The sequence below is a fragment of the Oceanotoga teriensis genome, from assembly GCF_003148465.1.
GTDB classification, from domain to species: Bacteria; Thermotogota; Thermotogae; order Petrotogales; family Petrotogaceae; genus Oceanotoga; species Oceanotoga teriensis.
Genome location: NZ_QGGI01000008.1, coordinates 40,969 through 66,039, shown reverse-complemented (window position 1 = coordinate 66,039; position 25,071 = coordinate 40,969). Strand labels below are relative to the sequence as shown.

General features: G+C 25.2%; 29 protein-coding genes. 11 read left to right on the top strand and 18 right to left on the bottom strand.

The features are described 5' to 3' along the window. Positions 1–31: 31 nt before the first annotated feature. Genes C7380_RS06925 through C7380_RS06910 form a run of 4 tightly spaced genes read right to left on the bottom strand, consistent with a single transcriptional unit; the run spans position 32 to position 2,239 of the window. Entirely contained in the window at positions 32–358 is a 327-nt protein-coding gene (locus C7380_RS06925; protein ID WP_109604768.1) for a NifB/NifX family molybdenum-iron cluster-binding protein, read from the bottom strand. Then, the gene (locus C7380_RS06920; RefSeq protein ID WP_109604767.1) at positions 355–1,221 is read right to left on the bottom strand and encodes an ATP-binding protein; all 867 of its coding nucleotides are present in this window, start codon (positions 1,219–1,221) and stop codon (positions 355–357) included. Before C7380_RS06920 ends, C7380_RS06925 begins: the two co-directional genes overlap by 4 nt. Beyond that, positions 1,218–2,054 (bottom strand): ATP-binding protein, encoded by an 837-nt coding sequence (locus C7380_RS06915; RefSeq protein WP_109604766.1) that lies wholly within the window; start codon positions 2,052–2,054, stop codon positions 1,218–1,220. Before C7380_RS06915 ends, C7380_RS06920 begins: the two co-directional genes overlap by 4 nt. 2 nt (positions 2,055–2,056) lie before the next feature. Next, a complete protein-coding gene (locus C7380_RS06910; protein ID WP_109604765.1) occupies positions 2,057–2,239 on the bottom strand; it encodes a hypothetical protein in 183 nt (60 codons plus the stop codon). Positions 2,240–2,456: 217 nt separating this feature from the next. On the opposite strand from C7380_RS06910, the gene C7380_RS06905 reads away from it, so the two are divergent. From C7380_RS06905 to C7380_RS06890, 4 genes are all read left to right on the top strand, one after another. Then, on the top strand, positions 2,457–2,822 hold the full coding sequence (locus C7380_RS06905; RefSeq protein ID WP_158274822.1) for a NifB/NifX family molybdenum-iron cluster-binding protein: 366 nt from the start codon (positions 2,457–2,459) through the stop codon (positions 2,820–2,822). Positions 2,823–2,987: 165 nt separating this feature from the next. Next, the gene (locus C7380_RS06900) at positions 2,988–3,410 is read left to right on the top strand and encodes a NifB/NifX family molybdenum-iron cluster-binding protein (RefSeq protein WP_109604763.1); all 423 of its coding nucleotides are present in this window, start codon (positions 2,988–2,990) and stop codon (positions 3,408–3,410) included. A gap of 242 nt (positions 3,411–3,652) precedes the next feature. After that, the gene (locus C7380_RS06895) at positions 3,653–4,483 is read left to right on the top strand and encodes an endonuclease/exonuclease/phosphatase family protein (RefSeq protein WP_109604762.1); all 831 of its coding nucleotides are present in this window, start codon (positions 3,653–3,655) and stop codon (positions 4,481–4,483) included. 147 nt (positions 4,484–4,630) lie between these two features. Continuing rightward, positions 4,631–5,347, top strand: coding sequence for a PTS sugar transporter subunit IIA (locus tag C7380_RS06890; protein WP_158274821.1), 717 nt, complete (start codon positions 4,631–4,633; stop codon positions 5,345–5,347). A 26-nt stretch (positions 5,348–5,373) separates the two neighbouring features. On the opposite strand, the gene C7380_RS06885 is transcribed toward C7380_RS06890, so the two are convergent. After that, positions 5,374–6,150, bottom strand: a complete 777-nt coding sequence (locus C7380_RS06885; RefSeq protein WP_109604760.1) for a YybI family spore inner coat protein — start codon at positions 6,148–6,150, stop codon at positions 5,374–5,376. A gap of 213 nt (positions 6,151–6,363) precedes the next feature. On the opposite strand from C7380_RS06885, the gene C7380_RS06880 reads away from it, so the two are divergent. Both C7380_RS06880 and C7380_RS06875 read left to right on the top strand, forming a co-directional pair. Next, positions 6,364–7,098 carry a nucleoside phosphorylase gene (locus C7380_RS06880; RefSeq protein WP_109604759.1) on the top strand — a complete coding sequence of 245 codons (735 nt, stop codon included), beginning with the start codon at positions 6,364–6,366 and terminating at the stop codon, positions 7,096–7,098. Between the two features lie 11 nt (positions 7,099–7,109). Further along, complete coding sequence (locus C7380_RS06875; protein WP_109604758.1) at positions 7,110–8,144, top strand: S-methyl-5-thioribose-1-phosphate isomerase; 1,035 nt, start codon at positions 7,110–7,112, stop codon at positions 8,142–8,144. Between the two features lie 121 nt (positions 8,145–8,265). Here C7380_RS06875 and C7380_RS06870 read toward each other — a convergent pair whose 3' ends face one another. Together C7380_RS06870 and C7380_RS06865 are read right to left on the bottom strand one after the other, a co-directional pair. Continuing rightward, complete coding sequence (locus C7380_RS06870; protein WP_109604757.1) at positions 8,266–9,477, bottom strand: MFS transporter; 1,212 nt, start codon at positions 9,475–9,477, stop codon at positions 8,266–8,268. 72 nt (positions 9,478–9,549) lie between these two features. After that, positions 9,550–10,206 (bottom strand): TetR/AcrR family transcriptional regulator, encoded by a 657-nt coding sequence (locus C7380_RS06865; RefSeq protein WP_206050549.1) that lies wholly within the window; start codon positions 10,204–10,206, stop codon positions 9,550–9,552. 195 nt (positions 10,207–10,401) lie between these two features. Between C7380_RS06865 and C7380_RS06860 the strand changes: the two genes are divergently transcribed. Continuing rightward, positions 10,402–11,502 carry a glycerol dehydrogenase gene (locus C7380_RS06860; protein ID WP_109604756.1) on the top strand — a complete coding sequence of 367 codons (1,101 nt, stop codon included), beginning with the start codon at positions 10,402–10,404 and terminating at the stop codon, positions 11,500–11,502. 45 nt (positions 11,503–11,547) lie between these two features. On the opposite strand, the gene C7380_RS06855 is transcribed toward C7380_RS06860, so the two are convergent. From C7380_RS06855 to C7380_RS06805, 11 genes are all read right to left on the bottom strand, one after another. Next, positions 11,548–12,306: a SagB/ThcOx family dehydrogenase gene (locus C7380_RS06855; RefSeq protein WP_109604755.1), complete on the bottom strand. Its 759-nt coding sequence runs from the start codon at positions 12,304–12,306 to the stop codon at positions 11,548–11,550. 21 nt (positions 12,307–12,327) lie between these two features. After that, positions 12,328–13,200, bottom strand: a complete 873-nt coding sequence (locus tag C7380_RS06850; protein ID WP_109604754.1) for a DegV family protein — start codon at positions 13,198–13,200, stop codon at positions 12,328–12,330. Positions 13,201–13,217: 17 nt separating this feature from the next. Then, positions 13,218–14,567 (bottom strand): alcohol acetyltransferase, encoded by a 1,350-nt coding sequence (locus C7380_RS06845; protein WP_109604753.1) that lies wholly within the window; start codon positions 14,565–14,567, stop codon positions 13,218–13,220. A gap of 17 nt (positions 14,568–14,584) precedes the next feature. Next, positions 14,585–15,268, bottom strand: a complete 684-nt coding sequence (locus C7380_RS06840) for a hypothetical protein (RefSeq protein WP_109604752.1) — start codon at positions 15,266–15,268, stop codon at positions 14,585–14,587. Continuing rightward, entirely contained in the window at positions 15,261–16,112 is an 852-nt protein-coding gene (locus tag C7380_RS06835) for an ATP-binding cassette domain-containing protein (RefSeq protein WP_109604751.1), read from the bottom strand. The genes C7380_RS06840 and C7380_RS06835 overlap by 8 nt, the downstream gene beginning before the upstream one ends. Next, a complete protein-coding gene (locus C7380_RS06830; RefSeq protein WP_206050548.1) occupies positions 16,109–16,492 on the bottom strand; it encodes a GntR family transcriptional regulator in 384 nt (127 codons plus the stop codon). The genes C7380_RS06835 and C7380_RS06830 overlap by 4 nt, the downstream gene beginning before the upstream one ends. Positions 16,493–16,659: 167 nt before the next feature. Beyond that, positions 16,660–18,690, bottom strand: a complete 2,031-nt coding sequence (locus tag C7380_RS06825; protein ID WP_158274820.1) for a prolyl oligopeptidase family serine peptidase — start codon at positions 18,688–18,690, stop codon at positions 16,660–16,662. Between the two features lie 85 nt (positions 18,691–18,775). Beyond that, positions 18,776–20,065: an adenosylmethionine--8-amino-7-oxononanoate transaminase gene (gene bioA, locus C7380_RS06820; RefSeq protein ID WP_109604749.1), complete on the bottom strand. Its 1,290-nt coding sequence runs from the start codon at positions 20,063–20,065 to the stop codon at positions 18,776–18,778. Beyond that, complete coding sequence (bioD, locus tag C7380_RS06815; RefSeq protein ID WP_109604748.1) at positions 20,062–20,694, bottom strand: dethiobiotin synthase; 633 nt, start codon at positions 20,692–20,694, stop codon at positions 20,062–20,064. The genes bioA and bioD overlap by 4 nt, the downstream gene beginning before the upstream one ends. Continuing rightward, a complete protein-coding gene (gene bioB, locus C7380_RS06810) occupies positions 20,691–21,641 on the bottom strand; it encodes a biotin synthase BioB (RefSeq protein WP_109604747.1) in 951 nt (316 codons plus the stop codon). Before bioB ends, bioD begins: the two co-directional genes overlap by 4 nt. Further along, positions 21,622–22,143, bottom strand: coding sequence for a biotin transporter BioY (locus C7380_RS06805; RefSeq protein WP_109604746.1), 522 nt, complete (start codon positions 22,141–22,143; stop codon positions 21,622–21,624). Before C7380_RS06805 ends, bioB begins: the two co-directional genes overlap by 20 nt. Before the next feature lie 227 nt (positions 22,144–22,370). Here C7380_RS06805 and C7380_RS06800 point away from each other — a divergent pair, with 227 nt between their 5' ends. From C7380_RS06800 to C7380_RS06785, 4 genes are read left to right on the top strand one after another with little or no spacing between them, the layout of a single operon-like run. After that, positions 22,371–22,742 (top strand): GntR family transcriptional regulator, encoded by a 372-nt coding sequence (locus C7380_RS06800; RefSeq protein ID WP_109604745.1) that lies wholly within the window; start codon positions 22,371–22,373, stop codon positions 22,740–22,742. After that, positions 22,742–23,638, top strand: a complete 897-nt coding sequence (locus tag C7380_RS06795) for an ATP-binding cassette domain-containing protein (protein ID WP_158274819.1) — start codon at positions 22,742–22,744, stop codon at positions 23,636–23,638. The genes C7380_RS06800 and C7380_RS06795 overlap by 1 nt, the downstream gene beginning before the upstream one ends. Beyond that, positions 23,628–24,275, top strand: a complete 648-nt coding sequence (locus tag C7380_RS06790) for a hypothetical protein (RefSeq protein WP_109604743.1) — start codon at positions 23,628–23,630, stop codon at positions 24,273–24,275. The genes C7380_RS06795 and C7380_RS06790 overlap by 11 nt, the downstream gene beginning before the upstream one ends. A gap of 31 nt (positions 24,276–24,306) precedes the next feature. After that, positions 24,307–25,041, top strand: a complete 735-nt coding sequence (locus tag C7380_RS06785; RefSeq protein WP_109604742.1) for a hypothetical protein — start codon at positions 24,307–24,309, stop codon at positions 25,039–25,041. The last annotated feature ends 30 nt before the right edge of the window (positions 25,042–25,071 follow it).

The following is a 25,071-nucleotide window of genomic DNA, read 5'->3' as shown; positions in this document are numbered from 1 at the left end:
TTTATTTTTTTAAAATTAGGAAGGAAAGATATTATTGTTTATTTAATAAATTTTCTTTAAACGCTTTTAAGTTTTCTTCAATACTTTTATTTTCTTGTAAATAAACTTGTATTTTTGATCCTTCAGCTGCCATTGTAGCATTTTTACCAAGTGGTGGAGCTATTATTATATTTACATTTTGTTCTGCTAAAAATTGTATTGCTTTTGGTCCCGCACCATGTTCTGTATTTGAATTATTTTTTATGAAATTAAAATCTTTTTTTTCATCATCAAATATTACAAAGTATTCAGATCTTGCAAATCTATCATCTACTAAAGATTCTTTTTTATTTTCTTTTGAACATAAAGCTATTTTCATGATATTTCCTCCATTAAATTATTAAATATATTTATTATATCTTCTTTAGCTTTAGAATCATATTCGATTATACTTTTTTGTTTTTGTGTTGCTTTCAAAACAGTTTCATCAAATGATATATTGCCAAGAAGTTTTATACCATTATCTTTACAAAATTTTTCTATTAGTTCAGTGTTCTGAATGTTTAGGTCAAATCTGTTTATAACAATTCCAAACTCTCTTTTAAAATGTTTGGTTGTATCTATTATTCTTTTTAAATCATGAATACCTGACTTTGTTGGTTCTGTAACTATTATTACATAGTTTACGCCTGTTATTGAAGAGGTTGCTGGGCATCCCATTCCAGGAGCTCCATCTATTATTATATAATCTGTTTTTTCTTCTTTTGATACTTCGATGGCTTTTTTTCTGATTTCTGCAACAAGACCTCCAGAGGTTTCTTCTCCAGGTTCTAAAGAACCATGAATTACTTTCATTTTTTTATTTTCAGATAAATAGTATTCTCCCGCTCTATTATCTATTAATTCTATCGCTTTAACAGGACATTTTAGAACACATAAATTGCATCCTTCACATGAATATTCATTTATTTTGAATTCTTCATTTATAAAATCAATAGCATCAAATCTACATAATGTTTGACATTTTCCGCATTTTATACATTTGTCTTGTTCAATGAAGGCTTTTTTTCCACCATAGTAATCATATTGTTTTTTTAATTTTGGATTCAAAAGTAAGTATAAATTTGAAGCATCAACATCACAATCAGCTGCTGTGTTATTTTGAAATAAAAAATTCAAAGCACCGCTCAATGTAGTTTTTCCAGTTCCGCCTTTTCCACTTACAATAGATATTTGCTTCATTGGACAACACCTATCTTATTTAAAATATTTTGAAATATTATTTTGTATTTATCGTTTTGTGAAATTAATTCACCTTTTGAATACATCAAAGCTATTTCTTTAGAAAAAGGTATTTTTTCGAGTATTTCTATATTATTTTTGTTTAAATATTCTTCTATTTCGGTGTAATCTTTGTCATATCTATTTATTATTATACCCATTTTTAATCCCATTTTTTGACATATTTCAATTACAGACTTCATATCATGAAATCCAAATGGAGTAGATTCAGTAACTATTATTGCATAATTCATATTTTTTAATGTTTCTACAACTGAACATGAAGCACCTGGAGGAGCATCAAGTATTTGAAGATTTATATTTTTTGAATGTTTTTTTAAAGTTCTTATTATCTTTACACCAGAAGGTTCTCCTATATTTAATAGCCCTTGACCAAAGTATATATTATTCTTTTGACCATATTCAATAGTTCCAATAGATTTTTCTTTTTCTGATATAGCTTCATGCGGACATACTATTGAACATACTCCACAACCATGGCATAAAGAATTGAATACCATTACTCCATGATTAAAAACGTTTATAGCTCCAAATTGACAACTATCTGCACATAAACCACATTTTGTACATTTTTGATTATCTATTTCTGGGACTAATAAATTTATTTTTTCTTTTTTATTGAATTCAAAATTAAAAAAAATATTTGAATTAGGTTCTTCAACATCGCAGTCCAAAAGTTCTATTTTGGTATATTTAGACAAAATATTGGTAAGGTTGGTAGAAACCAAAGTTTTACCAACCCCACCTTTACCAGATAAAACGGCAATTTTCAATTTTATTCAAACTCCTTATTATTTATATTTCTCCAACCTCTACCATTTTTGCTGCATCTTTTACCTCTTCTTCCTGTAAATTCTATGTTTTCGTTTCTTAAACTATTTTTTCTTCTACCTGTGCATTTTTCACCGTTTCTTCTTCTTCCATCACCGAAAGGTCCTGTTCCATCTCCATTAGGCATAAGAAATCCTCCTTTTTAAATCAGATAATTTTTATTTGATATGTATATATATTATATATAAAAAAATTATATATATCAAATAAACATATAAAAAGATTTTTTTGTTTAATTGGTAATAATTTCTTATAATAGTCTCTAATCTAGAATAATTAGAAATGAAATATATTTTTTTTTGTGATATATTTATTTTGTATATAAAATTATGGAGGTAATAAATATGAAAAAATTAGCTATGCCTTTGTTGGATGATAATGGAAAAGATTCTGTTATTAGTGAACATTTTGGCCATGCTCCTTATTTTGGCTATATAACTTTAAAAGATGAAGGATATGATATAGATATTCAAAAAAACCCGTTGTCTGAACATGCACCTGGTCAAATTCCAGGACTTATGAAAGAAAATAATGTGGATGTTATGGTTGTGAGAGGAATTGGATCAAGAGCTGTTGAATTTTTTAATCAATTTGATATAGAAGTTTACAGAGGAGTGAGCGGTAATCTTAAACAAATAATGGAAGATTATTTAAGTAATAATCTTGAAGATGATGAAACTTATGGATGTAATCATGATCATCATCATTGATGAAAATTTAAACCCTATAAGTCTATTGTGAAAATAGAAAACTAATATTTATTATTAGTTTATGAATCCAGAGTATTTAAATGCTCTGGATTTTTTATTTTTTATTATTATTTTTGTTATCTTTAATTGATAGAATTGAATTACAAATATTTTTGGAGGTGTTTTATGAGATTAGTAATGCCTGTTTTAAGTGATGATTCTATAAAATCAAATATAAATGAAAATTTTTCAAAATCAGAATATTTTGCTTTTGTTGACCTTGAGAGTGAGTCATCGAGAATAAGTGTTGTTGAAAATCCTCATAAAGATGATGAAGATGAAAAAGTAGCTAAATATATAGGTGAAAATCAAACAGATGTTGTAATTGCTGATTCTATAGGTGAAGATATGTGTAAACTATTAGCTGAATTTAAAATTAAGGTTTTTTATGATGCTAAAGGAACTGTTGAAGAGGTTGTTAATCAGTTTATTCAAATGTTGATGAGCCAACAAAGTAGTTGTGGTGGATGTTCTGGATGCGGTGATGGAGAACATGAACATGAAGGCGGATGTTGTGGTTCAGATGAAGGTGGATGTTGCGGACATTAATTTATAAGTCAATCTTTATAAAAATAAAGATTGACTTTTTTTATTGTATAAACTATATTTAATAAAATTATAATATTGAATAAAATAATGTTATATATAAGAATAGTTTTAATATAGTTTTAAGAATAGTTTGTGAAAAGATTTAGCGTTTTATGGTATAATTTATTTGAAAATAAGATATAATAAAAAGTATATATAAATTAAAAAGTTCACAAAATTTCATTATAAAAGAGGGATGTTATATGAATAAAGAGTCTATGTTTAGGATAGGTAGTTTTAACATTCGATATCAGAATGAAGATGATATAGGTTTGACTTCATGGGTAGTTAGAAAAAATAAGGTTTTAGAACTTATTAGATTTCATGATATTGATATAATAGGCCTTCAAGAAGTTTTGAAAGATCAATTGATATTTTTAAAAAATGGTCTTAAAGGATATGATTATGTCGGAGTTGGAAGAGAAGATGGAGAAGAAGAAGGGGAGTTTGGACCAATATTTTTTAAAAAAGATAAATTTATACTCGAAGATTGGGGAGTTTTTTGGCTTTCGGAGACTCCTGAAGTTAAAGGCAGTATGGGATGGGATGCAGCTTGTATAAGAATAGTAACATGGGCAAAATTTAAAGTTATAAAAACAGGAGATAGTTTTTATTTTTTTAATACTCATCTCGATCATGTTGGGAAGGAAGCTATGGAACAAGGCACTTATCTTTTATTGGATAATATAAAAAATATTGCAAATAAATTTCCAGTTTTATTGACCGGAGATTTTAATAATACTCCTAACAGTGAGGTTTATAAAATTCTTACAAGAAAATCTGAAAATTTTGTCAAAGATTCGAGATATATGAGTATAAATGAACATTACGGTTGTGATTTTAGTTTTCATAATTTTAAAATTTTAGAGATATTTGAAAATATTCAAAAAGGACTCATAAGTGATTTTCCTCTCATTGATTATATATTTATAAAAAATAATGTTAAAGTTATAAATCATGCTATTTTGCCGGATAATTGGAATGGAGTATATCCTTCTGATCATATGCCAGTGATAATAGATATAGAACTTTAATAACTTTTAAAAAAGACATCTGAATTTTTTCAGATGTCTTTTTTTTTGGTAAATATTTTCACTTCTATGGTGAAAATATTTATTTGATTAATTTTTTTGTTTTTCCTATAATTTGATTATATATTTTATTCTGAAGGAGAGATGTATATGGAAGATATAAATGTTTTATTAGTTTGTGGTTCTGGAGCATCCAGTGGATTTATGGCAGCTAATATAAGAAAGCAAATAAAAAAAGTTATAACATCAATAGATGAAGTTGACAAAATTGAAAAATCTGATTTATTAATTTCAATAATTCCAATATTTGAAAATATTCCTAAAAATACAGTTATTATAACTCCTTTTATAAATTATAAAGATATAGATATGATAAAAGAAAAAATAGAAAAAATTAAAATAAATAAAAAAAAGATAAGACTTAAAAGACATTTGGTAAAAATATCAAATCCAAAATTTTTTTATAGAAATTTAGAGTTTAAAAATGATAAAGAAGCTTTGAGATTTATGACGAAAATTATGGAAGAGGAAGGATATATAGAAAAATCTTATTACAATGAAATTTTAGAGAGAGAAAACAGAGCCTCAACAGCTTTTGGACATATAGCTGTTCCGCATTCAATGAGAATGAATGCAAAAAAAACAGGTATATTTATTTTATTAAATGAAAAATATCCTATTAACTGGAATGGACAATTAGTGAAAATAGTTTTACTTTTTGCTATTAATGAATATGAGAGAGAAATATTTTACGATGTTTATGATAATTTGATAGTATTATTGTTAGAGGAAGAAAATGCTTATAAATTAACAGAATGTGTTACATACAAACAATTTATAAAAGAAATAATAAGGTTGATAAAATAAAAGAGATATGCAATTGCATATCTCTTTTATTTTGAATATAATATTTTATCAAAACTTATGCTTAAAATTTCCCAATCATTATTTGAATATTTCATCATTATATTTAAGTAACCAATTCTATCCGCATGATAAAAACCTGATACTCCGAATGATATGTTTATTATGGATCTATTAAAATTTAATGTATTTATTTGTGAAATTCCTCCTATCATCAAGGATGTATTTTGATTTATTAGGGTTCCATTTTCATCATAAAGATTTTCATTTATATATTTAGTTTTCTTATTATTTAAGTCTATAATAAAATTAAATTCATTAATTGAAAGTGATATTTTAAAGTCATTTAAAAAGTATCCTTTTATATTAAATCTATTTATGTTAGAATCAAAAATAATTTTTTTTGATTTTAAATCTATTATAGATACATTTTGATAGTTTCCACTACCACCAGTATAGTTTTTTATAATTATTTTTGGATTTGATTCTTTTTCATTATATATATTTATTTCTGAATCATATCCGCCATTTATGATGTTTTCAATTATATTTATGTTTTTATTATTATAGATGATTAATTTTAAATTATCGCTGTAAATATCTGTTTTAGATGATTTTTCACCTATCAAAATTATTTTTTCTATTTCATCATCTTCATCTATATTTTTATTTAAAACATCTAACACATAGTTTTCATTTTTTAATTCTAAGTTTTTATCTATGAATTTATCTCCAATGAAAAGAAGATTTCTTGAAAATATTGTTAATGAAAGTATTAATAATAAAAAGATTAATATTTTTTTCATAAAGTTCCCTCCATATAATAATTTTGTTAAATAATTATACAATAGATTTATTATATTTTTCTTAATATATTTTCATTTTTATTATTTATATTATATATTGTATAATTAAATTTATAAGTGATAATTTTATAATATGATTTTAACTTTTTTTGTTTTTTATAATATAAAATTGAAATATAAAAGTTTTTATAAATATTATAAGGGGGAAAAATTATGAATAAGGATATATTATTACCTGGAATAAAGTTGAAAAAAGGTGAAGTTACATCTAAAGTAATAGTTTGTGGAGATCCAGAAAGAGCAGAAAAAATTTCTGATATGTTAGATAATAAAAAAGTATTGAATAAAAGTAGGGAATATTGGTCTTTTTATGGTGAATATAAAGGGGTTCCTTTAACCATAACTTCTCATGGAGTTGGTGCGAGTGGGGCTATGCTTGCTTTTATAAGTCTAATAAAAGGTGGAGCCAAACATATTATAAGAGTTGGTACATGTGGAGGATTGAAAAAAGAAGTTAAAGCTGGAACTATAGTTGTTGCAACTGCGGCTTCAAAGGAAGAAGGTGTATCAAATATATATGTTCCAGAATCTTTTCCAGCAGTAGCTGATTTTGATGTTTTAAATGCATTGATGAAAAGTGCAGAAGATAAAAATGTAGAAGTTTTTAAAGGAATAATTGTAACTCAAGGTGCATATTATTCAGGAGTTATGCCAACAAATACGGAATTACAAGCTAAAGCAGGAGCAATTGCCCTTGAAATGGAAGTTGCAGCTTTGTATACAGCTGCAAGTATGTTCGATGTTAAAGCAGGTTCTATTTTATCGGTTGATGGTAATGCATTGGATGTTTTAGATGCTGCAGATGAATGTGAACAAGATCCAGATTTACTGACTAAAACTGTTGATAAAACTATAGAAATTGCATTAGATGCTATAATCAACATTTGAGGGGGGATATTTTGTTTAGAGCAGATAAGAATTTAGCTTTCATGCTTAGATATGAAAATGTGGCATGGTATGAAAATGAAAAAGTAAAAATTTTAGATAGAAGAGTTTATCCAAATGAAATAAGATATGAAATTTGTAATAATCATCAAGATGTATCAAAAGCTCTTAAAGATATGGTTACTCAAAGTGGAGGACCTTATATAGCAGTTAATATGGGAGTGGTACTGGCTGTTAATGAAGCTAAAAATTTTTCTGATGATGAATATATAGATTATGTTGATAAAGCTGTTGATACTTTATGTCATTCAAGACCTACTACTGTTGAAAATATGAAAAAAGCAGTTTTTAATTGTCATAAAAAGGCTTTAGAAATGGTATCTGATAGAAAAAATGCAGTTGAAGAAGTTCTAAAAGTAGCAATAGATGAAGCAAATAAAAAATATTTGAGGTATGAAAAAGTTGCTAAATATTTGTATAAAAAAATTCCTAAAAATGGAACTATAATGACTCAATGTTTCGGAGAAACCGTTGTTGGGATGTTGATGAGGCTTTGTAATGAAAATAATAATAGAATAAAAGTTTTTAGTGCTGAAACAAGACCTTATTTTCAAGGATCTCGGCTTACAGCGAGTGTTATTCAAGATATGGGGATAGATGTGACTGTAATAACAGATAATATGCCAGGTTATGTTATGAAAAAAAAGGGTGTAGATCTTTTTACTTCTGCTGTTGATGCAATAACTATGGATGGACATGTTGTAAATAAAATTGGAACTTTTCAAATAGCACTTTGTGCAAATTATTGGAATATACCTTATTTTGCTACTGGAATTCCTAATAAAGAACATCCAACTATTGAAACTATAAAAATAGAAGAAAGAGATGGTGATTTTGTAACTCAAGCAATGGGAATTAAAACCGCTATGGAAGGTGTAAAAGGTTATTATCCTTCATTTGATATAACTCCACCTAAACTTGTTTCTGGGATAGTTACCGATAAAGGTATTTATTCACCTTATAATCTTGAAGATTATTTTGAAGAATAAAATATATAAAACAATTGAAACTATTGAGTATTGTTCTGAAGATATAGAAAAGATTTTTAAATGAAATAGAAACTCCAAATTAGATACTGTAATTTATCACAATATCTTTTTTGGAGTTTTTTTATAAATTTTGAAAAGTAAATTTAGAAAAAAATGAAATTATTAAAGATGATAAAAGAGATATTATTAATACTATCCAAGGAGTTGAAATCCAATTTTGAAATAATATTCCATATAAAGCTTGACCAATAGGCATTGCACATAATGATAAACCTAAAAGACAAGATATAACCTTTCCAGAAATTTCAGTAGGGGTTTGAATTTGAACAAAAGTAATCATTTGTATGCTGAACATTGTTGCAAATGTCATTATAGAAAATCCCATGATAGAAATAATTATATAGTTTATTATTATAGATTTAGAGATAATTAAAGTTATTATCATTGGAAAAATAGAAATTGTAGCTCCAAGTAAAAGATAATAAGATTTTTTTATGTTCAATTTTGTATTTAAAATACCGGTAACAATTCCACCAAATATAGAACCTATTCCTAAAATACCTTGTGTAATTCCATATAGATTATCACTTAATTTTAATGTTTTTATAAATATTGATGGAATTCCAACGATTAACATTGATGACATGAATAAATTGAATAAAGATATTATCAATATACTTTTCCATAATATGGGTTTTTCTTTTATCATGAAGTTAAAACTTAAAGATAGATCTTTTTTTAATATAGAAAAGGTTTTTTCTGAATAAGTACTTTTTTTAAATGGGATTATTATAAATAATTCTAAAATAGCAGAAAATAAAAAACAAATTATACTAACTATTAAAATAGGATTTATTCCATAAATTCCGAAAAGTATTCCACCTATTATAGGACCTGAAAAATTGGCTAAAGAATTTACAAGGTTTATAATAGAATTTCCTTGCATGATTTTATCTTTTGAAACTATCAATGGAATACTTGATTGGACAGTAGGATGATAAGTTCCCTGTATACCATATAAAATAATCAAAGTTATTATTAAACAGGGGATTAAAGATATATGATTATATATTATTGTATAAATAAATATTATAAAAGCTGTAAAAAAATCTAAAAATACCATTATATTTCGTTTGTTTTTTCTATCTGCAATTACTCCTCCTATTAATGACATTATTATTAAAGGTATAAATGATATTGCTGAAACTATTCCAAATAATGATATAGATTCTGTGATTCTTAATAAATATAGTGGAAGAGTAAATCTTAAAATAGAGTTTCCAAATAAAGAAATTATTTGTCCTATAACAATGAATATAAAATTTTTATTCATTAAATATCTCCTTTTAATACCGACCGTAGGTATGTATAATGTTTTTTTTATAACTGTCAAATTAATTGACAGTTATTTATTTGATAATTCATTTAATTTTACTATTTGATCATACATAGTTTGATCAAAAATATCTATATTTATTTTTTTAAGTAAATAATCATAAAACTTTATTTTATTCAACATTTCTTCATTTGTGTTTTTATAGACTAAAGGATTTAGCCATATATTTGAAATTAATATCATTATTTCTGATAATTCTTTTGGATAATTTGTTTTAATAGATCCATCTTTTATTCCTTCTTCTATTATTGGTTTTATGTAATTTGGGGCTGTATTTTCTATAATTTCTTTCATTTGCAATGCAAGAATATTTGGATTATTTAACAATTTGGGTGCAACTGAAAACATTTTATTTTGATTTGGATTTTTTAAAGAAATAGAGAACATTTTTTTCAGTTTTTCTAACCCATTTAAATTTGAATCATTTTTTATGTCCATCATAATTGTATTTGTTGATGAATAAATTTTTTCTGCAACGGAATTTAAAATATCTTCTTTAGACTTAAAATGATAGTAAATAGCGCCTTTACTAAGCCCATCGAGATTATTTACAATTTCTTGAATAGAAGTATTTTCATATCCTTTTTTTATAAATAGTTCTAAAGCTACATCTAATATATTTTCAATTGTTTTTTCTGGATACTTATTTCTTGATATAAAAATCACCTCCTTTTATACAAACATACCATTAGTATGTTTATGATATCATTTTATTTTTTTAATGTCAAGTTTATTATTTTAATTATGATTGTGAAATTGTTCTCTAATACATGACTTTTAAACATCTTCTTTACTGTTTATAAATGACAAATATAGTAGAATTATAGTGTAAAGCATTTTATTATTTTTAGAGGTGATTTTATGAATACTAATATAGTTATTTCTCCTGGTAAATATATTCAAGGTTATGGTGAACTTGAAAGAATTGAATCACATGTGAGTTTTCTTGGAAATACACCTTTTATCGTTGCAAGTCCTTCTGGAATGAGATTGACAAGAGATATTGTTGAAAATAGTTTTAAGAATAAAGGTAAGAATTGTTTATTTGAACTTTTTAATCGTGAATGTTCTAAAAATGAGATTAATCGTTTAAAAGAATTATGTGAAAAAAATAACTGCGATTTTATTATAGGAATAGGTGGAGGTAAAGCTCTTGATACAGCTAAAGCTTTAGCTTTTTATATGGAAATGCCTGTTGTTATAGTTCCAACTATTGCTTCTACTGATGCTCCATGTAGTGCTCTTTCAGTTTTATACACTGATGATGGAGCTTTTGAAGAATATTTGATTCTTCCAACTAATCCATCAGTTGTTTTGGTTGATACAAAAGTTGTTGTTAATGCTCCAGTTAGATTGTTGGTTGCAGGTATGGGTGATGCTTTGGCAACTTATTTTGAAGCACGTGCATGTAAAGCTTCTAATTCAAAAACTATGACAGGTGCTTTGACGAGTACTTCTGCTATGGCTTTAGCAAAACTATGTTATGATACTTTAATAAATGAAGGTCTTAAAGCTAAATTGGCAGTAGAAAAAAAGGTTTGTACATCTTCTGTTGAGAAAATTATAGAAGCTAATACTTATTTGAGTGGTATTGGATTTGAGAGTGGGGGACTTGGAGCAGCACATGCTATACATAATGGATTTACTGTTTTAGAAGAATGTCATAATTTATATCATGGGGAGAAAGTTGCTTTTGGTACTTTAACTCAATTAGTTTTAGAAAATGCTCCTACTAAAGAGATAGAAGAAGTTATGAGCTTTTGTGTTGATGTAGGGTTACCAATTACTTTAGAAGATCTTGGAATAGAAGAGATTAATAAAGAAGCTTTGATGAGGGTTGCAGAAGCTTCTGCTGTTGAAGGTGAAACTATTCATAATATGCCTTTTGATGTGACTGCAGATGATGTCTATGCAGCTATTTTAACAGCTGATAGTTTGGGAAAGCTGTTTAAAGGTAATTAATAAAGGCTTTTGGGATAAAGAGAGTCTGCTTATGCAGACTCTCAATTATTTTATTTTACCTACTGGAGCCATATAGATTGTAAATTCTTCTTTTCCATCTAATTTTAAAAGTTCATCAGATTTTGTTTGTGAGTAAGCTCCTATTGCACATGTTCCTGCATTTATTAGTTCAGATGATAAGTATAAATTTTGACATATATGGCCAGCATCTAAAGCTATTATTTTATGTGAGAGGATTGAATATCTCCATTCGGTTCTGTAAGGTGTTACTGTCCATATAAAGTCTACCGCAGATTTAATGACCATTCTTTGTCCTAAAGCAGCTTCTAGCATTTGTTCATCAAAATTTCCTGTTTCTATTTTTAATAATTTGTGTTCTAAAGATAAGTATCTGTATAGTCCTTGTTCGAGGTTTTCTACATTTCTTATATATAGATATGTTTCAAAAGGATGCCTTGCACCTGCCGATGGAACTGTTTTTAATGCGGCATAATTATTTTTTATTATTTCTTTAGTTCCCTGTGTCGACCATAACAAAAAAGAGAGTTCTTTTAAACTTAAAGGTTTATCAATGAATGTTCTATGACTTTTTCTATTTTTTATTAAATCTTTTAAGTTTATTTCGTCAAAATCAAATTCTTCTTCTGGTGTTAATTCAATTATTTCTTTATTTTTATCATATTCTTTTTCTAATGCTGGCTGAGGTATTTTTTTGTTTTGATCTGATTGAAAGTTTTCTTCTATTTCATCATGATGAGATTTTAAAAATTTTCTTCCATTCTTTATTGCTTCATTTAAGTTCATTTTTATCCCCCTTTTTATTTATCAAGATTTTAATATGGTTATTCCTATCAATCCTTTTCCTGTGTGTGAAAGAAGCGAAGGATTGATTTGTTCTGTTTTTATTTTTTCAATTTCTATACCCTTGTTTATTAGTTTTTGTTTTATTTTTTCTATTGTAGACATGGTTGTTTCTGTGTCATCTGTTCTGCCTATATATAGTTCTTGTGGAATGTTTCCATCTAACCATTCTATCATTTTATCTACCATAGTTGTTTGAGCTCTTTTTAATCCTCTTTCTTTTGACACTGTATAGTATATACCTTCATTATTTACCGATATTATGGGTTTTATATTTAAGAATTCTCCTATTGTTGCCGATACTTTTCCAATTCTTCCACCTGCTTTTAAATATTTTAATGTAGGAATAGTATACATTATATTTATTTTATTACCTATTGAATTTTTTATTTCTTTTACTATTTCTTCAAATTGAGTGTTTTTTTCTATTAAGTTTAAAGCTTTTTTTACCAGTAACCCCGATCCTAAAGAGACGCTTTTTGAATCTATTAGTTCTATTTTTATGTCTTTAAATTCTTTTTGCAGATCTTTTTTTACATTTGTGAACATATTATATGTACCGCTTAGTTTGCTGAAGACATTTATAGATATTATTTTTTTGTATCCTTTTGAAATTAGTCTTTTGAATGCTTCTGAGATATCACTGTATGAAGGTAAAGATGTTTTTGGGAATCCACCTTCATCCATAAATTTTATCACTTGTTCATTTTGAATTTCTTTTCCATCTCTATATTCTTTTTCGTTTAATATTACTTTAGCAGATATTACTTCTAAGAATTCTGTATTTAATATTGAAGATGGTACATCACTTGTAGTATCAGATATTATTCCTATCATTTTTTCACTCCCTATCTTTAATTTAGGTGAAATTTTTTTTGAAATTCTAATATTATATTTGTTGAATTATTTTTTTGTTTTTTGTCATTTAATTTGAAAATTGGGTATTTTTCTTTATTTTTTGTTGTATTTAATTCATAATTTAGATTTAATTTTTCTAAATTTTTTAGAAATGTGGTTTCAAATTGTTCATCTTTTGTTAGGTTTCCAAAAGTTAAATAGGTGTATTTCCCATTTGTTATTAATGCTGATTTTATTAAATTGCCCTCACTTGGTGGAGGTATTACTTCTATTTCTTCTATATTTTTTTGAATTTGTTCTGGAAATTTTAATATTCCAAGATTTGAAAAACCTGTGGTGTAATTTTTTTCTCCAAATATTTTATATATATAAGGCATTCCAATATCTTTTATTTTTAAAGGAAATATACTGAATAATATGTTTTTTTGATTTTTTACATTTCTGGTTATTATTGGATTTAAATATTTTTTATCTGTATTTTGTCTTATATAATTTTTTGTATATTGAAGTATTTCATCAAATGTGAATTCTCCGAGTCTTGGATCTATTGTAGGAGTTATACTTATAAAAAAATTTTTCATAGTTTTTGATGGATATATATTTCTAAGATTTACAGGAATATTTATTGAAACAGGTCTTTTTTTATATTTATTTTTTTGGATTATTTCTATTATTGAGTTTATTTGCAAAGCCGTTATTAATTCTGTTATTGAGGCTGATAGTTCTTTCGATTTTTTTAATAGTTTATCTGTTTCTATTTTTGCGGTTGTTACCGAATATATTGATTCTTTATTTTTTTTAAATGGAAAATGGAAAGCTGTTTTTCCTATTTTTATTCCAGGAATTTTTCTTTTATAATATTTTTGAAAAGAGTCTTCTGTTTCTTCGGATATTTGTATATCTGAAGGTATATTAATTTTTATTTGATCTTTAATTTCAAAATATTGTGCTAATAACAATTTTAAAAATTCTATAGCTCCATTTCCATCTGTTAATACATGTGACATTTCTAGAGATAGTTTGTTATTATAATATAGTATTCTTAATGGCACAGATTTTGATTTTTTAAAATTAAAGTTCATACATGGATAATATGTTTCTTTTTGTATGGGTATATTTTTGTCTGTTTCTTCGAGGTAATACCAAAATAGTCCCCTTTTTAGTCTTACTTTGAAGTATGGATATCTTTTTAAAGTGTTCTTTAGGGATATTTCAAGTATATTTATATTTATATTTTGTTTTAAATATACAGATATTCTGAATATTGTTGTTGCTTTTGATGATATTGTTGAAGAATATAATTTTCCAGCATTGTCTAATTTGAACCATTTTTTATTTAAATTCATCTTAAATCACCTTATTTTTAGAGTTCTTTTTTTTGTATAAACCAACTGTTTATTATAAATAGTGCTATTATTATTGATAAGTCTATTATTATTTGCATTAATATGTTTTCATTGAATAATATGAATTTTAACATTTGTCCAAACCATATTCTTAATATCCTTATAGATGAGAATACAGATACAAAAGCTATCAATATTCCACTTGTTATCCAACCTATTAAATGATGATTACTTATCGTTAGAAAATCAACAAAATACATTAGTACGAGATATGCAAAAGTTTGATATATTATACATCCTATTAATCCAAAGTTGAACCATCCAAATATATCTAATAGATTTATATAAGTTAATGAAGTGTTTATTAATAAGTTTTTTTCTATGAAATAAAAAAGTATGTTTAGTAGGGCTGTTATTATAGAAACATTTGTATAGAAAAATAGCTTTCCATATTTGAAATCTTCTTTTTTCATACCAAGATTTAAGAATTTTCTGAAATTTTTTATAGAGGTGAATATTGGAAACATCACAAGATTCATAAGAAAGAAGTTTCCTATTCCTATTATAATACTATCTGTGCTTTGTATTATTAGCATTATTGCCATTTGGATTAATTGAGATAAAGATACCATAAAAGTTATGGTTAATGGTAGTTTTAAGTTTTCTATATTTATTTTTGAAAAGTTTATATATCTATTCATTAGTTTTTCCTCCAACCATTTTTCCAAATAGTTTTTGTAAAGATATTTTTTCTATATTGAAATTTCCAGTCAAATTTTGAGTGTTTTCATCATATAATGTTGCATGCATGTAGTTTGAAACATATTCTTTGCTTAATATATTTAAATCTTTTATGGCGTTTTCAACTTCTTTTGCTTCACCTATTATGCTAAATGATTTTTCATTTATGTTTTCGATAGTTTCGTTTAATATTATTTTTCCAGAATTCATAATCATTACTTTTTCACAATAATTTGCTATTTCATCTATAAGATGTGTCGATATTATTATTAATTTTGGAGATCTTTGATAGGATTCTATTATAGATTCATAGAATTGTTCTCTTAGTATTGAATCGAATCCAAGCATTGGTTCATCTAATAGCGTTATTTTGGAGTTGCTACATAAAGCTATTATTGAATTTGTTATTGTTTGCATTCCAAAAGAAAGTTTTTTGAATTTTTGATTTAAATCCAAATTAAATTTTTCAGAAAGTTCATTGGCGAGTTCATAATCCCAGTTTTCATAGAATGTAGAGGATATTTTGTATAGTTCTTTTATTGGTTTATTTAATTGCTTTACTTTTTCTTCAATGAAGCATAGATTTTTTGGTATTTGACCTTTTGGGATTTTTATATTATCTATATATATGTTTCCTTCATATTTTGGTATATAACCACTTATTATTTTTAATAGTGTTGTTTTTCCCGCTCCATTTCTTCCAAGTAAACAATATATTCCATTGCTTTCTATTGAGATATTTAAGTTATTTAATACTTTTATTTTTTTAAATTTTTTAGTGAGATTTTCTACTTTTAATTTCATTTTCTGTTTTCACTTTCCTTTCTCAATATTTCTATTATTTGATTTGTATTTAATCCAATTTTGAAAGCCTCATCTAAAAATTCTTTGACTTTTTTGTTGAAAAATTCATTTTTTCTTTTTTCCATTATTATTTCTAATGCTCCTTTAGATACGAACATTCCAACGCCTCTTTTTTTATATAATATGTTTTCTTCATTTAAGAGTCCAACTGCTTTTACTGCAGTTGTAGGGTTTATGTTTAAAAGTTTTGATAATTGTGTTGTCGATATTATCATTTCATCTTCTTTATATATTCCTGAAATTATGTCATCTTCTATTGCTTGAGCAATTTGTATGAATAAGGGAGTATTACTTGAATAATTTATTTTTATTTTTATCACCTCTGAAATTACATTATTTCTTGGTTTAATGGTTAACCATTTAAGTCATTAACATAAATTTATTTTAAATTTTTATTTTTAATTTTAGATTTCAATAATGTTAAAAATAATCTCTCGTTTTAAACGAGAGATTATTTTTATATTTTATTATATTTTATTATATTTTATTATATTTTTTGTATTTCCATATTATAAAGCATAAAAGCTATTGTATCTGCATTTTCATCTATTAATTTTTCCATAGATTTACCCATTCCATGTCCTGATTTTGTATCTATTCTTATTAAGATTGGATTTTTGCTTTGAGATATTTCTTGAAGTGTTGCAGTATATTTAAATGAATGTGCAGGTACTACTCTATCATCATGATCTGCTGTTCTAACCATTATTGCAGGATATTGTGTTTGTTTTATATTGTGTAAAGGTGAGTATTTATAAATGGTGTTGAATTGTTCTTTATCATCTTCAGCACATCCGTATTCAACTTTCCAACCCCAACCAATTGTAAATTTATGAAATCTTAACATATCCATTACCCCAACTGTTGGAAAGGCAACTCTAAATAAATCTGGTCTTTGATTTATTACAGCCCCTATTAAAAGACCACCGTTGGATCTTCCTTCAATTGCGAGTTTTTCTTTGGAAGTATATTTTTTTTGTATTAGATATTCTGCGGCAGCTATAAAATCATCAAAAACATTTTGTTTTTTATGCATCATTCCAGTTTTATGCCATTTTTGGCCATATTCGCCTCCACCTCTTATATTTGCTATTGCATATATTCCTCCCATTTCAAGTAGTGGAATTTTATATGGATTGAATACTGGCATTACAGATATATCGAATCCTCCATATGCATACAATATCGTTGGATTATTTGAGTTTAATTGTGTGTTTTTATGCCTTACTATGAACATTGGAATTGATGTATTATCTTTTGAATTATAAAATATTTGTTCTGTTATATAATCTTCTGAATTAAAAGATGTGTCTGGTTTTTTGAATATTTCTGTTTTTCCAGTTTTTGAATCGTAACTCATTATTGTTTCTGGATATGTTAATGACGAGAATATATAGTATATCTTTGTAGTTGTTTGATTACCTATTAAGTCAAATATTATTCCCTTATCAGGTAAAGGGATTGCTTTTTCGAATTTTCCATTTATGTCGAATTGTATTAATTTTGATTGTACATCTTCGAGATAGTTTATATAGAATTTATCTTTTGTTTTTGTTATGTATTCTAATTTTGAATTTGATTCTTTTATAAAATCTTTTTCTTTTAATGTTTCTGGATTTATTTTTATTATTTTATTATTTGGGGCATCTTTATTGGTTATGAAAAGAAGTTCATTTTCTATGTTTCCTATATATTGGTATTCATAGTCAAACCCTTCAAATAATAATTTTTCTTTTTCTTCGGAGTTTATTTTTTTGATTTTTATTTCTTCACCATATGTCCCTGTAGTTGTTATTATCATGAGATATTTTTCGTCATGAGTCACCATTGCAAGAACAAAACGTTCAGGATTTTCTGAGTCTTGATATATTATTTCATCATTTTCTTGTGAGGTATTTAGTTTATGATAGTATATTTTCATAGATTCATTTTTTGAAGATAATTTATTTTGTTTTTCATAACCAGTGTAATAAAAGCCATCTTTATACCAACTTATTATTCCAAATTTTACCCAGTTTATTTCATCTTTTAATTCTTCATTAGTTTCTATATTTTTAATTTTAATTTTTTGCCAATCTGATCCAGATTCTGAAATATTATAAGTTATATATTTGTTGTCTTTTGATTTGCTCGTTATATATGCAGTTGTTGTTCCATCTATTGAAAGATCATTACAGTCTATTAATATTTTTTCTTCATCAGTTGTTTCATCATACATTTTTATTATGTCTTGATTTTGAAGATTTTCATTTTGTCTATATACTATTTTTGTTCCTATTTTTGTTGTTGGCATATATTTTGTATATTTGTTTATATTTTTTATTTTTTGTTTTATTTCTTCTTTATAAGGTATTTTTTGCATATAATCTTTTACAATTTCATTTTGTTGATTTATCCAAATTTTTAAATCTGGATCATCTTCATTTTCCATCCACCTGTATGGATCTTTTACTTTTACTCCAAAGAATTCATCAATTTGATTTACTTTTTTTGTTTTCGGATAATTAAACTCTCCCATTTTTAAACCCCCCATTTTTCATTAGTATATTAAATTATATAATAATTTTTAATAATTTTAAAATTTAATTTCATGTATTTTTTCTTTATTTTTTCAATATTTCAGAGGATATATGTATTATAAAATCAATTTCTTCATTTTTTATTGTATACGGTGGCATAAAATATATATTATTTCCAATAGGTCTTATTAATAGCCCTTTTTTTAAAGCTTTTTTATGAATTTCATAATTAAATCTTGGGTTTTTATTATTTATTTCTATCACATGAATTAAACCTATATGTCTATATTCTTTTAATTTAGGAATATTGTTTAAATTTTGTTCTATTTGTTTTTGCATATATAAAGATTTTTGATTTATCTTGTTTAGAATTTGTTGGTTTTTGAATATTTTTAAAGTTTCGAGAGCAGCTGCACATGCAATAGGATTTCCAGAGTATGAATGAGAATGTAAGAATGATTTGTTTTTTTCATAATCATCATAAAATGCATCATATATTTTTTTGGTACATACTGTAACAGATAAAGGAAGAAATCCACCTGTTATACCTTTTGAAAGGGTTATTATATCGGGACTTATATTTGCATGTTCACAAGCAAACATTTTTCCAGTTCTTCCAAACCCAACGGCAATTTCATCAGCTATTAAATTTATATTGTATTGATTACATATATCTCTTATCTTTTTTAAATATGTTTTGTTGTAAATTTTCATTCCAGCTGCACATTGTACCATTGGCTCTATTATTATTGCTGAAATTTTTTTATGATTTTTTTGTACTTCTTTTTCTATATTTTCAAAACATTCAGCATTACAATTTAGTCTGTTTTTTTTATATATACAGTTTGTGCATTCGGGTCCTTGTATAGTTATATTTTGCTTTATCAATGGTTTATAGGTTTTTGTAAATATGTCTATATTTCCTACACTTAAAGCTCCTATGGTTTCACCATGATAACTGTTAGTTATTGAAATGAATTTATTTTTTTGTCTATTATTTGTTTGTTTATGGTATTGAAAAGATAGTTTTAAAGCCATTTCTACAGCTGATGAACCATCAGAAGAAAATAATACTTTTTCTAATCCTTTTGGAAGTACTTTTACAAGTTCATCTGTAAATTTTATTGCGGGATCATGGGTAAAGTTTGAAAATATTATGTGTTCAAATTTATTTAACTGTCTATTTATGGCTTTTTTTATTTCTGGATTATTGTGTCCAAAAAGATTTACCCACCATGAAGATATTGCATCGAGATATTTATTATTATTCTTATCTATTAGCCATGATCCTTTTGCTTTTTTTATATTTGGAAGAGGGTTTAAATCAATTTCTTTCATTTGAGTACATGGATACCATATATGATTTTCTTTCATTTTCTTTCACATTCTTTAATGATTTTATTTATATTTATGATTTTTTTTGATTTATCATTATTTTCATTTATAATTCCAATTATTGGTAATTTCGTATAGTTTTTTATCATGTTTATATTATCCTTTTCAAAAAAATGGCCACTGTATCTATTAAATATAATTCCAACTGGGAGTATATTTTCTTTTTTCATAAATTCAATGCTTAGCAATGTATCATTTATACTTCCTATATTTGTATGAGTTATTAATATTGGTTTTGAATTTGTTTCTTTTATTAAATCATATATATGATAGTTTTTTGTTATTGGAGTTATTAAACCGCCTGCCCCCTCAATTAAGAGTATTTCTGTATTTATTTTTGATATTTTATTTTTTATTGTTTTTGGACATATTTTTATATGTTCTATTTGTGAAGCTAGATGAGGTGAAACGGGGGTTTTAAATGTATAAAAATTATGTGTTTTAATGTTTGTTTTTGTTTTTATATAATTTATATCTTCATCTCCACCGCTTGCAACAGGTTTACAATATTCTATTTTATGGGTTAATTTTAATTTGTTTATTATTAAAGATGATATATATGTTTTTCCTATTTCTGTATTTGTTGAAGTTATAAATATTCTTATCATATTTTTAATTCACATTCTTTTATCATATTTATATCTTTTGTTATATTACTTCCAGTTGTTGTTAAATAATTTCCCGTTAAAATGGCATTAGCTCCGGATAATAATCCTTTTTTCCCATTGTCTGATAATAATTGTCTTCCACCAGCAAATCTTATATTAGATTTTGGATTTATGAATCTGAATGTTGATATGGTATTTAGAATTTCTTTCTTTGATAATATTTTTATATTATTTAGAGGAGTTCCTTTTATGGGTGTCAGGATATTTATTGGTATTGATTTTATATTTAATTTTTTAAGTTCAAAAGCTAAATTTATTCTATCTGTTATAGATTCTCCAAGACCTATTATTCCACCAGAACAAACTTTTATATTTGCTTTTTGAATATTTTTTATAGTGTTTATTTTATCTTCATATGTATGAGTAGTACATATTTTAGAAAAGTAATCTTTTGAAGTTTCAAGATTATTATGTAGGGTAGATATACCAATTTTTTTAAGTTCTAAAGCCATTTCATAAGTCAATAATCCAAGAGAGCCACAAAGCTCTAAATTTGTTTCTTTTTTTAATTTTGTATATATTTTTAAAATATCTTTAAAATCTTTATTTGAAGGAGTCTTCCCGCTTATCACTATTGAAAATTTTTTAATATTATTTTTTTCTATTTTTTTAGCTTCAGAAAGTATTTTTTCGTGTTTTATCATAGGAAAAATTTTTATATTTGTTTTGTACTTAGCCGATTGAGCACAATATTTACAATTTTCAGTGCAATTTCCAGATTTTGCATTTATTATGCTACAAAGATCTACTTTATCATCACAAAAATAATTTTTTATTTTATTTGCATAATAGTATAGTTCTTCTGAATCAGAATTTATTAAATAAATTGCTTCTTCTTTATTTATGGCAATATTTTGTAATACTTTTTCAAATAATTTTTTTATCAATTTTAAGTCTCCTTTTTATATTTATTCCTATAAGAACTGTTAAATAAGTTAATACTATATCCATTATGAAATCAGGAATTATTTTTATTAGAAATGTTTTTATTATTATTTCATTTGCATAATAGTATTTCATTATCAAGAAAAAATATATAATACCTATTAGATACATTATTATAAGACCTGGTAAGGAATATAAAAATAAAGCTAAAGAATTTTTTATAACTATTTTTTCTGAAAATAATCCAATTAAATAACCAAAAGTTGGGTTTAATACATAAGAAATTCCACCACCTTGTGAAAATATGGGAATTCCTATTAGTCCAATTATTAAATAAATTGTTTGAGATAATAAAGCTTTTTTAGATCCAAGAATAATCCCTGATAATAGAACGAATACATATTGTAATGTAAATGGAACTATTGGAGTTGGTATTTTTATAAAAGCACCAACCGATGTTAAAACAGTGAATATTGATATGAAACATAAATCTTTTGCTTTCATTTAAACCTCCTTTTATTAAGTAATGTAAATGTTACTTTATTTTTTATTATAATTTTTTTATATTTTAAATATGTTACGAATACATTATGTATTTTTGTATGCTTTTTTATGTTATATTTTTAAAATATCTTATTTTAATAGTTGACTTTAATTTTTTTTTAGTATATAATAAAAATGTAGTTAGTTACTCAACCGACTAACTAAACTACTAACTAAGGAGGTGCTTTATGAAATTAAATGAAGATTCAACTAAGCCTCTGTTTTTACAAATAGCTGAAATGATAGAAGATATGATTTTGGAGGGAGATTTTAAAGAGGAAGAACAGGTTTTTTCAACGAATCAACTTGCACAAACCTTTAAAATAAATCCCGCTACTGCAAGAAAGGGTTTTAATCTTCTTGTGGAAGATGATATTTTGTATAAAAAAAGAGGATTGGGAATGTTTGTAAAAAAGGGGGCAATAAATATGATAAAAAGTAAACGAAAAAAGAATTTTTTTGAAGAATATATTCTTAAAATGATAAAAGAAGCAGAGAAGTTGAGTATAACTAAAGAAGATCTTATTGATATGATAAGAAAATATGGGGAGGATATATGATGGGAGAAAGTATAAAAATAGATAAAGTGTATAAGTATTATGATGATTTTGCTGCTTTAAAAGATGTTAATCTTTCATTTGAAAAGGATAAAATATATGGTCTTATTGGAAGAAATGGTGCTGGAAAAACCACTTTACTTAAAATAATAGCTAATCAACTTTTAACGAGTAAAGGAGATATTTTTATAGGAAATAAGAGTTTATCTAAAGATAGTTCTGTTGTCGAAAATATTTGTCTTGCAAGAGAAACTCTTGGAAAAGCGTTTGAAACAAGTAATGTTTTTAAAATGAATGTTTTTTTTGAACTTTGCTCTAAATCTTTTAAGAATTGGGATAATGATTATGCTAAATATTTAATAAAAAAGTTTAGAATAGATGAAAAAAAGTATTATTCTAAATTATCAAAAGGTATGAAAACAGCAGTAGGCATAATTATGGGACTTGCAAGTAGGGCAGAAATTACTTTATTTGATGAACCTTATGTTGGTTTAGATCCAGTTGCGAGGGAAGTTTTTTATTCTGAACTTCAAAAAGATTATATGGAACATCCAAGAACTATAATAATTTCTTCACATCTTATAAATGAGCTTGAGGGTATGTTTGAAAAAGTCATTTTCATAGATAATGGTTCAATAATTATAGATGAGGATTTGGAATCTCTTAGAGAAATTTATTGGTTATTGCAGGGAAGAGAAAGTAAAATTAATAAGTATACAGATTTTTATAAAGTACTTAATGTTGAAAAACTTGGAAGTCTCGCATCTTATGCAATTAAAGGAAGATTGACAGAAGAAGAGATTTTTAATATGAAAAGTGATGATATAGAAGTATCTAAAATAAGTATTCAAAAATTGCTTTATTATTTGACTAATGGTGGTGATGATGATGCAAAATAATAAGAGTAAAATAGTTTTTAATTCTCTTTTTAAGATGTTTTTGGAGTATGCGAAAATCTTCTTTTTGATTTTTTTTGCTATAACTATATTTAATGTGGTTTTATCTTTATTATTTGATGGGTATAGTAATATAACTTTTAGTGATATATCTGGTACTGTGATTATGAATATGTCTATTTTTTCTATTACATTGGCTATTGTTTATGCTGTAATGGCACCAACTACATATATAGATATTTTTATGATGTTGTCATTGCCAAGAAAATATTATTTTTCATCCATTTTTAAAATGAATGTCGTTATTACTTTGTTTTCTACAGCTGTAATAAATTCTGTTTTATTTATGGAAGATATATCTGAAAGAGGAATAATTTTAGTATTTTCTTTGATAGGTATTTTTTTCATAGTTAATATGATTAATTTTATTTCTTTTATAGGTAAGAGATATGGTTGGTATTATGTTGTTGGTATTTTTTGTCTTATAGCTTCACTGATTTTATTATTTGTAAATTATATTGGTGGATTTATATTGATGAATATGTTTGGAGTTCATTTGATTTCTTTTCTCTTATTGATGAATGTTTTAGTTATATTTGTTAATAAGTTTTTAATTAAAAAATTAGAATTCAAATATTAAGATTTTTAAATTAATAATATGAGGTGATTTTATGAATAAAAAAGGTATTGCTTTTCTAATTTTATGTGCCTTTGTTTTAACTCTTACTATAGCTTTTGTGAAAGGTAAGAATCATTTTTTGCAAGTTTATGATATGAAAGGATCTTTTGAAGGGGTTTATTCACTCAGCAAAACTATGAATGTTGAGAAAGATACCATCATTTTTATCAATGCTTATAAAGATGAGAATATTTTAAGTGTAGATTTTAAAATATTAGATATAAATGGTACTATTATTTTTCAAACTGAAGGTAAAAATGAAAAAAAAGATTATGAAGAGTTAAAAATTCCCAGTGGAGAATACATTTTAAATATTGAAGGATATTCAGAAAAAAATGCTTCATACGACTTTAATATAGGCCATTACACAGATTTTGTAAATTTTAATAATAATAATAGCAAATTCGATATTTTCAATTCTAATGTATCTTTTTCTAAATTTATAGATTTAAATCATGAAATGAATGTTTTAAAGGATAGCAAAATTCTTTTAAGAAAATTTAAAAGTAATAAAGAATCAGATATTAATCTTAGTATAGTAAATGAAAATGGTGATTCTATAATTGATTCAGATTTTAACTTTTATTCTAAAGGAAATTATAGTATTATAAATATACCAAAGGGTAATTACAGAATTAATGTAAAAGGTAATGCTGATGAAAAAAATTTTTATAGTTTTAATATGATTTATGAAAAAGAGTTTGTTGAGTTTGATTCTAATCAATAGAATTTTGATGAATATTTTTTGGGGGTGTAA

Excerpts from the sequence above, each read along its gene's own strand:
- C7380_RS06925 (WP_109604768.1), bottom strand. The coding sequence starts at position 358 with ATGAAAATAGCTTTATGTTCAAAAGAAAATAAAAAAGAATCTTTAGTA.
- C7380_RS06920 (WP_109604767.1), bottom strand. The coding sequence starts at position 1,221 with ATGAAGCAAATATCTATTGTAAGTGGAAAAGGCGGAACTGGAAAAACT.
- C7380_RS06910 (WP_109604765.1), bottom strand. The coding sequence starts at position 2,239 with ATGCCTAATGGAGATGGAACAGGACCTTTCGGTGATGGAAGAAGAAGA.
- C7380_RS06905 (WP_158274822.1), top strand. The coding sequence starts at position 2,457 with ATGAAAAAATTAGCTATGCCTTTGTTGGATGATAATGGAAAAGATTCT.
- C7380_RS06900 (WP_109604763.1), top strand. The coding sequence starts at position 2,988 with ATGAGATTAGTAATGCCTGTTTTAAGTGATGATTCTATAAAATCAAAT.
- C7380_RS06895 (WP_109604762.1), top strand. The coding sequence starts at position 3,653 with ATGAATAAAGAGTCTATGTTTAGGATAGGTAGTTTTAACATTCGATAT.
- C7380_RS06890 (WP_158274821.1), top strand. The coding sequence starts at position 4,631 with ATGGAAGATATAAATGTTTTATTAGTTTGTGGTTCTGGAGCATCCAGT.
- C7380_RS06885 (WP_109604760.1), bottom strand. The coding sequence starts at position 6,150 with ATGAAAAAAATATTAATCTTTTTATTATTAATACTTTCATTAACAATA.
- C7380_RS06880 (WP_109604759.1), top strand. The coding sequence starts at position 6,364 with ATGAATAAGGATATATTATTACCTGGAATAAAGTTGAAAAAAGGTGAA.
- C7380_RS06870 (WP_109604757.1), bottom strand. The coding sequence starts at position 9,477 with ATGAATAAAAATTTTATATTCATTGTTATAGGACAAATAATTTCTTTA.
- C7380_RS06860 (WP_109604756.1), top strand. The coding sequence starts at position 10,402 with ATGAATACTAATATAGTTATTTCTCCTGGTAAATATATTCAAGGTTAT.
- C7380_RS06855 (WP_109604755.1), bottom strand. The coding sequence starts at position 12,306 with ATGAACTTAAATGAAGCAATAAAGAATGGAAGAAAATTTTTAAAATCT.
- C7380_RS06850 (WP_109604754.1), bottom strand. The coding sequence starts at position 13,200 with ATGATAGGAATAATATCTGATACTACAAGTGATGTACCATCTTCAATA.
- C7380_RS06845 (WP_109604753.1), bottom strand. The coding sequence starts at position 14,567 with ATGAATTTAAATAAAAAATGGTTCAAATTAGACAATGCTGGAAAATTA.
- C7380_RS06840 (WP_109604752.1), bottom strand. The coding sequence starts at position 15,268 with ATGAATAGATATATAAACTTTTCAAAAATAAATATAGAAAACTTAAAA.
- C7380_RS06835 (WP_109604751.1), bottom strand. The coding sequence starts at position 16,112 with ATGAAATTAAAAGTAGAAAATCTCACTAAAAAATTTAAAAAAATAAAA.
- C7380_RS06825 (WP_158274820.1), bottom strand. The coding sequence starts at position 18,690 with ATGGGAGAGTTTAATTATCCGAAAACAAAAAAAGTAAATCAAATTGAT.
- bioA (WP_109604749.1), bottom strand. The coding sequence starts at position 20,065 with ATGAAAGAAAATCATATATGGTATCCATGTACTCAAATGAAAGAAATT.
- bioD (WP_109604748.1), bottom strand. The coding sequence starts at position 20,694 with ATGATAAGAATATTTATAACTTCAACAAATACAGAAATAGGAAAAACA.
- C7380_RS06805 (WP_109604746.1), bottom strand. The coding sequence starts at position 22,143 with ATGAAAGCAAAAGATTTATGTTTCATATCAATATTCACTGTTTTAACA.
- C7380_RS06800 (WP_109604745.1), top strand. The coding sequence starts at position 22,371 with ATGAAATTAAATGAAGATTCAACTAAGCCTCTGTTTTTACAAATAGCT.
- C7380_RS06795 (WP_158274819.1), top strand. The coding sequence starts at position 22,742 with ATGGGAGAAAGTATAAAAATAGATAAAGTGTATAAGTATTATGATGAT.
- C7380_RS06790 (WP_109604743.1), top strand. The coding sequence starts at position 23,628 with ATGCAAAATAATAAGAGTAAAATAGTTTTTAATTCTCTTTTTAAGATG.
- C7380_RS06785 (WP_109604742.1), top strand. The coding sequence starts at position 24,307 with ATGAATAAAAAAGGTATTGCTTTTCTAATTTTATGTGCCTTTGTTTTA.